Below are 8,865 nucleotides of genomic sequence, written 5' to 3'. Positions count from 1 at the left end.
GCGGGACTCAGCTCGGGAAATTCAGGCCTCTGCACCAACAGAATCCTCTTGGGCAGGATCGTCTTGGGATGACCGATATGTCCGAAAGGGAGCATTCCCTCGCGCTTAGGTTGGGCCGAAAAGAGCGTCCCGTTTCAGCCCTGGATTGGGCTGAAACGGGACGCTGGGCTGACAGATCTACTTCGCGAGCAACTTCTGGATGGTGCTGGTCGCCGCTTCCAGGACCGCTTCCAGACAGCCTTTCGCCAGGATCGAAGCTTCTTCCTGATAAAGACCGAGTCCGTAGCTCGATGCGGGGGGGAGGTACCAGACTTTCGACCCGTTCGCGATGGTTCCAATCATCAGCGGGACCCCGGGAAAGCGAGATCTCAGCTCACGCTGCAGGACGTTGTAGTGCTCTCCGTCCAGAGCCAGCCAGACCGCATCACCGATCCTCCAGGCAATAACGGGGTACGGGTAGGCGTCTCCCGGTGGCAGGGGTGCGATACGGAGCAGGCTTCGTGTTGTCCGTTCAATCATCGCGCGTGACTTGCGGGCCTGTTCGGCATCTCCCGCTTCCAGAGCCTGCTTTTCCTCGTCCCGGTACCGGACGTCATCCTGTTCGAGACCCTCTCGGGACGGAAGATCATTTCGGTACTTCAGAGAGACAGTGTCACACTGAAACGCCCACAGCGATTTCGGGGCCTGTTGTTCGGCGGATTCGGCTGTGTACTTCCATGTTCCGAGCGTCGCGCCGGAAAGAACGGGGCCCGTATAGGTGAACCGGTATCCCGCTTTCGGCAGGGTTTCCAGAGTGGCCAGCGCAGCATGACCGAGCTGGCGGCCATTGCGGTCGGCAATCTCAACGTCGCCGACATAACTTTCCTGCGGCCCCAGGTCGCCGGAGGCCCCCTGCAGGAACAGGCAGGGAACGTTTGTCGCTCCTTCGACCACTTCCCGCATCGCACCCAGATAGTCAGGGCTGATCAGGGTATTCTCCCAGGCAAGTGTCGTTGGATGGCAGGCGTAATTGACGACAGTGGCGATCAGGCGGCCCTGCTCGTCGGCAACACGCCCGATCAGCACCGTATCGTCGGTCATTCCCCCGGGGTTAAAACCGCAGACATATTTCCCCTTTTCCAGATCCAAAAAGTCCCGATTCTTCGCCAGGTCGCACTTTCCATGGCCGTAGACAATCGACGCGGGTTTCAGTCCATCGCGCGTTTCGATGACCAGCCGGGTAACTCGATTCGCTAACTCGGCCAGGTAAGGCTCGATTAAGTCGCCACCCGGAAGATGCTTTCTTTCCAGCCCCATCAAGCCTGAGGCGTGGGTATGCGAGAAATACACAATCAGCGACGAACGTTCGACAGATGCCCTTTGACTGACCGCATCCAGAAGGTCGTCCATTTCTCGCGCCCAGAACAGGCAGTGATCGAGTGAAATGACGATGTAGGGGGGCTGGGTTGGCTGTTCGTGACTCTGCAGATAGAGCACGGTTGCGGTCAGCGGTCGATGAACTCCGGTCGACTTGTCGTGGAGGGCTGCTCCCCACATTCGGTGGTAGATTCCGACAGGGGGGGTGATATCACAACGGGCGACTCCGGCCAGACAGTGACTCTGCGGAATTACGACTTCGTTCATCAGCGTTTTTTCCCTCGGTTTATGTAAGCTGTGTCAGTCGGCCATCGGGCGACAGACAGGCCTGAACCTGGGAACTTTCCTTCGCAGCGAAGGATTTTCGTGCGCCAGATGACCGCTGTCGACCGGGACGCCAGTCTAGCCGATCTTGCGTCGATGTGCGCACGACAAACTCCGTTATCCCCCTGCCACCGCCCCGACAATCATAAACGGCTCGATCCCCTGCTGAACGAGTTCCGGGAGCGGTGTTTCTTCCGGTTCGAACGACCAGTCTTCATTGCAGGCGAAGAACCTCAGAAATGGGCGTCGCTTACGTGTGACGTGATCGCGGATCGTCCCACCGAGCATGGGATACTGTTTTTCCAGCGCGTCGAGAATCGATCGCTGACTGGCGGGGCCTTCGACGGTGACAGTGACTTCGCTGCCGGTACGGGCTAGTGTGCGAAGATGCGGTGGCAGGACGACGCGAATCATTTCAGTGTCTGCACCTCGATAGAGACGACGGGTGGAAGATCTCGCACGATGGGCATCCAGGAATCACCCGAATCGGCCGAGACGTAAACCTGACCGCCGGTCGTACCGAAGTAGATTCCACAGGAATCCAGCGAATCCACGGCCATCGCGTCTCGCAGGACATTGACGTAGCAATTCTTTTCCGGCAGACCCCTGGAAAGTTCCTCCCATTCGTTCCCTCCCGTTCGGCTGCGATAGACACGTAGTTTTCCGTCCAGAGGATAATGCTCCTGATCGCTCTTGATTGGGACGACGTAGATGGTTTCGGGTTCGTGTGCATGAACGTCGATGACGAATCCAAAGTCCGTGGGCAGATTGCCGCTGACCTCGTACCACGAGTCTCCTGCGTTATCACTGCGCATGATGTCCCAGTGCTTCTGCATGTAGAGCACTTCCGGACGTGTGGGGTGCATGGCGAGATGATGGACGCAGTGACCGACTTCCGCTTCCGGGTCGGGGATGAAATCCGATCTGAGCCCCCGGTTGATCGGACGCCAGGTCGCTCCACCGTCGTCCGTTCGAAACGCTCCGGCGGCAGAGATCGCGATGAAGATCCTGCCGGACGTCATCGGATCAATCACGATCGAATGCAGGCACATCCCCCCTGCTCCAGGCGCCCAGTGTGCTCCTGAGCCGTGGCCTCGTAAACCGGCTAACTCTCCCCACGATTTTCCCCCGTCTCTCGTCAGGAACAACGCGGCATCTTCGACACCCGCATAGACCATGTCCGGATCGGTGAGTGACGGTTCAAGATGCCAGACTCGCTTGAATTCCCAGGGGTGAGGAGTTCCGTCGTACCACTGGTGAGTTCCCGGAACACCGTCATAGATGAATTTATTATCCATCGGCTCCCAGGTTTGCCCCCCGTCGCTGGAACGCTGGATCAGTTGCCCGAACCAACTGTTGGACTGAGACGCATAGATCCGGTTGGAGTCTACGGGGGAGCCCTTCATGTGGTAAATTTCCCAGCCGCCAAAGAAGGGACCCGCAACGTCCCATTGCTCACGCTTGCCATCGGCAGTCAGGATAAACGCACCCTTACGAGTACCCACTAAGACTCTGACACGACTCATGTCATCCCCTTTTCTCACGTATCGACGGCTGTCCGCCTAAAAAAATCTGGTTAGCCAGTTCCTGAAACGCTGACGGCAAAATCCGCAGAAGGATCGGAGGATTGTCGTCTGGGCGAACAACGGTTATGCACGGCTTCGAAATGGAATGAGTCCCCTGAGACGTTTGTCTCGGAGGAAGAGTCCGAGCCATAAGACGACACCCATCAAAACGGGACCGAACCAGGGATCGTTCACTCGAAGATGGGTTGCTGTGGCCCCTCCTAGATATCCGGTGAGCAGGATTGCTCCGAGGACAGATGTTTGCGGAATCACGTAAAGGGCTGTGCAGACAAGCTCAACGATTCCCAACCCATTCGCCAAACTTTCAGGGAAGCCGAGTTTTCCGAAGCCTTCCGAAAAAGGGGCAGGCTTTGCGAACTTCATGATCGCGCTCAAGATCAGCATCAGCACGGGAAGAGTGCTCAGGACTCGACCCGTCCAGAGAATTCCGCGGGACGTCTTCTCGGTGTCGACGTTAGACGACATAACCTGATTCCTTCAGTTTGAAAGAGTTTTTCCGAAAAGTCCTGAACAGGACCTTCACCGCTCGCAAGAGTATCGTCACTCTCGCCATACTGATGAGGCGATCGTTAAGCTCAGATACCACGATACTGGCGATCTCGTTCTGCGAAATTGAAATCTTACGATCAGCTTGGCTCAGATTAGTCGTTCGGATTCCAGGATTTCGACATGGAAGATTTTTTTTGGACCGGGCCCGGTTTTCCCAACAGCCGCCAACCTTCCGTGCTCATTCCTGCACCAGCCCGCACAGGACGCAATCCTGTTGCTAACGTGCTTCTATTACTGGTGTTAGCCTGTACGGGCCACGTGAGTACTGCGGCCGAACCGATCGATCCTGGGGCAGAACAACACTTTCAGACCAAGGTCAAACCGCTGCTCGTCGGCCGCTGCGTTTCCTGTCACGGCCCTGACAAGCAACTCGGCGGGCTGCGGCTGGATTCTTTCGAAGCGGCGTTAAAAGGGGGCGACACGGGGCCAGCGCTCGTTCCGGGAGACCCTTCCAAAAGCTTGATGCTCGAGGCCGTTCAGTTCGTCAATTCAGATCTGCAGATGCCGCCCAAGGCGAAGCTGTCTGATCGAGAAATTGCGATCGTTGAGCGGTGGATTGAACAGGGCGCAATCTGGCCAGAAGCAACACCTCTGACTCCCCAGGACGGCATTCCGACTGTGCTGGCGACCGGGAACGCATTTGAAGACGAAGAAAACCCCATTCGCAAACTCTTCCATGGGGAACGACTGGATCTCTGGTCGTTGCAGATGCCGAAATTGCCTGAGTTGGAAATGCTGACGGAGGGTGACGGGGACCCGTCGGCAGCAGAGCGGCTTTCCTTTAGGACGATCGACCGGCTGATTGATCGGAAAATCGCCGAAGCGGGGATCATTCCCGTTGCCGAGGCGGATCGGCGGACCCTGCTGCGGCGGTTGAGTTTTGATCTGATCGGTCTGCCTCCTACACCCCAGGAATTGCAGGAGTTTCTTGAGGATACATCACCTCACGCGTACGAGAACGTCGTGGATCGGCTGCTGGGTTCACCGCGATACGGAGAACGCTGGGCCCGACATTGGCTTGACGTAGTCCGTTACGCGGACACGGAAGGATTCGAACGCGACGAATTCCGTCCCGTGATCTGGCAGTATCGCGACTATGTCGTTCGTTCCTTCAACCAGGATAAGCCCTACAATCAGTTTGTTCGTGAGCAATTGGCGGGGGATGAACTGCTGTCCGGTGAGCCGCAAAGTCTCGCCGATGCGGACATGTTAATTGCTACGGGATTTCTGAGGTTGGGACAGTGGGACAGCACGGCGGCGATCTTCCAGGAAGAAGCCCGACTTCACGACCAGCAGATGGCTGACCTGACGAATACGACGGGTTCCGCCTTCCTGGGACTGACACTTTCGTGTTGTCAGTGTCACGACCACAAGGTTGATCCTTTGTCTCATTCCGATCATTTTCGGATCCGGGCCTTCTTCGCGGGTGTGCAACCGAAGAGCGATCTCGTCATTGAACTGGCGGAAGAACAGGGGGCAATTGCCCGGCATAATTCCGAAATCGAAGACCAGCTTGTATCGCTGAAAGAGCAACAGGCGCAACTGGACAAAGACGCGTCCGAGACCCGCGAGCAATCTCAAGAACTCTCCTCGAGGATCGAGGACCTCGAACAACAGAAGAGGTCTCTTAAAGTGGCCATGGGGGCCTCGGACGCCGGGGTGGAGTTGCCGGCGACACACCTCTTCGCGCAAGGAGATTTCTCGCAGCCTCGCGAAGAAGTTTTGCCCGGATTTGTATCCGTTCTGGATCCCGGACCCGCAACCATCGAATCACCCCAGGCAGGGAAATCGGGACGACGTCTGGCTTTGGCAAACTGGATCGTCGCGCGCGAGAACCCCTGGACATCTCGTGTCATCGTTAATCGAGTCTGGCAGCATCATTTCGGAATCGGTCTGGTTTCGACACCGAATGATTTCGGTTATAGCGGTGCCCGCCCCACTCATCGGGAACTCCTCGACTGGCTCGCTGTGGCCTTCATGAACGACGGATGGTCCCTCAAGCGACTTCATCGCGCTATCGTCTGTTCGGCGACGTACCGGCGGCAGAGCGGAATTCGTGACTCTGAGGACGTGGCAGCACTGATCGTACAGAACGAGCTGATCGATCCTGAGAATCGTCTTCTCTGGCGGCAGAACGTCGTCCGGCTTGATGCGGAAACACTGCGTGACAGTCTGCTCGCCGTGAGTGGGTCCCTGCGCGACGATGATTCCGGAAAGCCTCTCTGGCCGCATATCCCAGAGGAGCTGTTGACGGCTCAGCCAGGAATTCTGGAAGCGAAGGAAGGAGCAGACGGCGGTCGATTGCAGGGATGGTATGAGGATCCGATCGAGGAGACTGACGTTCGCAGTCTTTTCCTGATTCGTAAGCGGACCATGCCCATTCCGTTTCTGCAAGTTTTCGATCTGCCCGAGACGACCGTGTCATGTGCGCGTCGCGATGCGACCGTTGTGGCACCACAGTCGCTGACACTGCTGAACAGCCCTGAATCGATTCGCTTTGCGAACCTGCTGGCGGAGCGGGTACGAAATGAAGCTGGTGACAGCAGAACTCAGCAAATCGAAACCTTGTTCCGTGTGTGTCTTGCGCGAGTTCCCGACGCAACGGAAAAAGAGCTTTGCCTGGAACTGCTGAAGCGGCATGCAGAGCAGTATCAGCATACGGGCGCAGGCGAGCAGGCGGATGCGATGGCGCTGCGTGACCTCTGCCGGGCAATTCTCAACCTGAATGAGTTTCTCTATATCGACTGACAGATCATCCCAGACGATGCAGGCTAGCATGATTCAAACACGTCGCGAATTTCTCGAGCGATCGAAGGGTGGTTTCGGGACTGTCGCCCTTGCGGCGTTGATGGCACAGGACTGTCGCGCCGCTCCTCCGCGACTGGCCATCGATCCCCTGAATCCTCTGGCCGAGCGTCTTACCCACTTCGCTCCGAAAGCGAAGCAGATCATTTTTCTCTTTCAATATGGTGGCCCATCGACGTTCGATCTTGTTGACTACAAACCAGAACTCATCAGGCTCAACGGACAGCCCGTTCCTGAATCGTTCAAGAATCAGAATGACAAAGTCGGGGGCGTTCTGAACCACTGCAAAGACGAACTGATGTCGGGGCCCTGGAAGTGGTTCCGCTCGGGTGAAAGTGGGCTCTGGTTCTCTGACCTCTTGCCGTATACATCTCAATTTGCAGACGAACTGTGCATGGTTCATTCGATGTACAGCGACAGTTCTAACCATGCTCCGGCAACGTACCTGCTGAATACCGGAGCGATTCTGGGAGGGAAACCGAGTCTTGGTTCGTGGGTCACTTATGGACTGGGGTCTATGAACCAGAACCTCCCGGGCTATGTCCTGCTCTACAAAGTCGGCGGATTAGGTGGCTCGGCCAACTGGAGCAATGGCATGCTCCCTGCCGCATTTCAAGGAACGCAATTTCGTTCTGAGGGCCCCCCTGCCCTCAACCTTCAACCTCCGGCCGAGCTGGCTGCAGTTCAGCGTTCGACCATCGACCTGGTGCAGCGGTTGAATCGAACGCATGCTGCAGGGCGTCCGGCGGTCCCCGAACTGGATAATCGGATCGCGTCGTACGAACTTGCCTATCGAATGCAGTCCGAAGCCCTCGAAATTGGAGAACTGGCTCACGAGACGGAGCGGACGCAACGGGATTACGGCCTGCATGACGAAAACAAAGAAAAAGCCCTGTTCGGCAGGATGTGCCTCCTCTCTCGCCGTCTGATTGAAAAAGGAGTTCGCTTTGTCCAACTCTATAATGCCGTCGATAAACTCGGCTGGGACGGGCACGAGCGAAGTACGGAGTTCCATCAGAGAAACTCGGCCCAAACCGATCAGCCCATCGCCGCGTTGCTGGGGGATCTCAAGCAGCGTGGCCTTCTGGACAGCACACTGGTGGTCTGGGCTGGAGAGTTTGGCCGGACGCCGATGGTCCAGGGCAACAACGGACGGAATCACAACCCCTATGGTTTTACAATCTGGATGGCGGGGGGAGGCGTTCGAGGCGGTCAGGCGATCGGTGCCACGGACGAAATTGGTCTGCGAGCCGTCGACAAACCGCAACCGGTCAAGAACCTGCATGCGACAATTCTGACCGCCCTGGGTCTACACCCTGATGAACTCTACTTTGAGAACAATGGTCGACAGGAAAGACTGACAGGCGTCGCCCAAAGCTGGCAGACAATTCCCGGTGTCTTCGGTTGATTCGGATCTCCCTTCGAGAATTCGACGGGATATATCGGAATCAACAAATCCTGTCGCGGCCTGACCATCCCGGTGGCGCGTATTTGTATCTGAATTGGGCCTCCTTTGTTGCCGCCTTGAGTTGCCACGGCGGGGAAGCCGCCCCAAGTTTTTCCAGATGTGATCCGACATTGCGGTCTCGAGAGAACTCTGGATTGGTGTTGTCGTGTTCGACGGAAAACGTTGGCGGGAAATCGACGGAAACCTCTTGTGGCCTTGCCACCCCGGTAGCCGCGAAGCCGCGTCAACCGGGGCTACCCTGTGTATGTATTCGGCTTGGGTAGCCTTGGTTGCTGCTTTGAGCTACCAAGGCGGCGGAGCCGCAAGAGGTTTTCCAGATGTAATCTGACACGGTGGGCTTGAGAGAACTCTGGATTCGTGTTGGAGCGTTCGACGGAAAACGTCGGTGTGGAATGGACTGAAACCTCTTGTGGCGATGCCACCCCGGTAGCCGCGAAGCCGCGTCAACCGTGGCTACCCTGTGTTTGTATTCGGCTTGGGTAGCCTTGGTTGCTGCTTTGAGCAACCAAGGCGGCGAAGCCGCAAGAGGTTTTTCCAGATGTAATCTGACACGGCCGCCTTGAGAAAACTCTCGATTGGCGTTGGAGTGCTCTACGGAAAACGTCGACGTGGAATGGACTGAAACCTCTTGTGGCCTTGCCACCCCGGTAGCCGCGAAGCCGCGTCAACCTTGTCATTACCCACATTTTCTCCTGAGAGCATCTTGAGTTTGCAGTGCGATTAGAAGTCGTTCGGTCCCCCTCCAAAGGGTCATCCATCCGGGTTCGCCATCGCCTT

At 56.9% G+C, this 8,865-nt stretch carries 6 protein-coding genes; 2 read left to right on the top strand and 4 right to left on the bottom strand.

Features of this window, described 5'->3' with window-relative positions:
* Nucleotides 1–177: 177 nt before the first annotated feature.
* The 4 genes from VGE80_RS04910 to VGE80_RS04895 all read right to left on the bottom strand — a co-directional run bounded on the left by VGE80_RS04910 (nucleotide 178) and on the right by VGE80_RS04895 (nucleotide 3,731).
* Nucleotides 178–1,623 (bottom strand): neutral/alkaline non-lysosomal ceramidase N-terminal domain-containing protein, encoded by a 1,446-nt coding sequence (locus VGE80_RS04910; protein WP_440591883.1) that lies wholly within the window; start codon nucleotides 1,621–1,623, stop codon nucleotides 178–180.
* Nucleotides 1,624–1,797: 174 nt separating this feature from the next.
* A complete protein-coding gene (locus VGE80_RS04905) occupies nucleotides 1,798–2,094 on the bottom strand; it encodes a MoaD/ThiS family protein (protein WP_373652873.1) in 297 nt (98 codons plus the stop codon).
* Nucleotides 2,091–3,206 (bottom strand): WD40/YVTN/BNR-like repeat-containing protein, encoded by a 1,116-nt coding sequence (locus VGE80_RS04900; RefSeq protein WP_440591882.1) that lies wholly within the window; start codon nucleotides 3,204–3,206, stop codon nucleotides 2,091–2,093. The genes VGE80_RS04905 and VGE80_RS04900 overlap by 4 nt, the downstream gene beginning before the upstream one ends.
* A gap of 123 nt (nucleotides 3,207–3,329) precedes the next feature.
* Nucleotides 3,330–3,731: a DoxX family protein gene (locus VGE80_RS04895; protein WP_440591881.1), complete on the bottom strand. Its 402-nt coding sequence runs from the start codon at nucleotides 3,729–3,731 to the stop codon at nucleotides 3,330–3,332.
* Nucleotides 3,732–3,935: 204 nt separating this feature from the next.
* Here VGE80_RS04895 and VGE80_RS04890 point away from each other — a divergent pair, with 204 nt between their 5' ends.
* Together VGE80_RS04890 and VGE80_RS04885 are read left to right on the top strand one after the other, a co-directional pair.
* On the top strand, nucleotides 3,936–6,563 hold the full coding sequence (locus VGE80_RS04890; protein ID WP_440591880.1) for a DUF1553 domain-containing protein: 2,628 nt from the start codon (nucleotides 3,936–3,938) through the stop codon (nucleotides 6,561–6,563).
* 28 nt (nucleotides 6,564–6,591) lie between these two features.
* Nucleotides 6,592–8,028, top strand: coding sequence for a DUF1501 domain-containing protein (locus VGE80_RS04885; RefSeq protein ID WP_440591879.1), 1,437 nt, complete (start codon nucleotides 6,592–6,594; stop codon nucleotides 8,026–8,028).
* The last annotated feature ends 837 nt before the right edge of the window (nucleotides 8,029–8,865 follow it).

The sequence above is a fragment of the Schlesneria sp. genome, from assembly GCF_036405755.1.
Taxonomy (GTDB): domain Bacteria; phylum Planctomycetota; class Planctomycetia; order Planctomycetales; family Planctomycetaceae; genus Schlesneria; species Schlesneria sphaerica.
Note: the sequence above shows the minus strand (reverse complement) of the source record. Positions and strands in the feature narration are given on the sequence as shown.

What these genes read in the sequence shown, in the direction of transcription:
- VGE80_RS04895 (WP_440591881.1), bottom strand. Translation starts at nt 3,731, where the DNA reads ATGTCGTCTAACGTCGACACCGAGAAGACGTCCCGCGGAATTCTCTGG.
- VGE80_RS04905 (WP_373652873.1), bottom strand. Translation starts at nt 2,094, where the DNA reads ATGATTCGCGTCGTCCTGCCACCGCATCTTCGCACACTAGCCCGTACC.
- VGE80_RS04890 (WP_440591880.1), top strand. Translation starts at nt 3,936, where the DNA reads ATGGAAGATTTTTTTTGGACCGGGCCCGGTTTTCCCAACAGCCGCCAA.
- VGE80_RS04885 (WP_440591879.1), top strand. Translation starts at nt 6,592, where the DNA reads ATGATTCAAACACGTCGCGAATTTCTCGAGCGATCGAAGGGTGGTTTC.
- VGE80_RS04910 (WP_440591883.1), bottom strand. Translation starts at nt 1,623, where the DNA reads ATGAACGAAGTCGTAATTCCGCAGAGTCACTGTCTGGCCGGAGTCGCC.
- VGE80_RS04900 (WP_440591882.1), bottom strand. Translation starts at nt 3,206, where the DNA reads ATGAGTCGTGTCAGAGTCTTAGTGGGTACTCGTAAGGGTGCGTTTATC.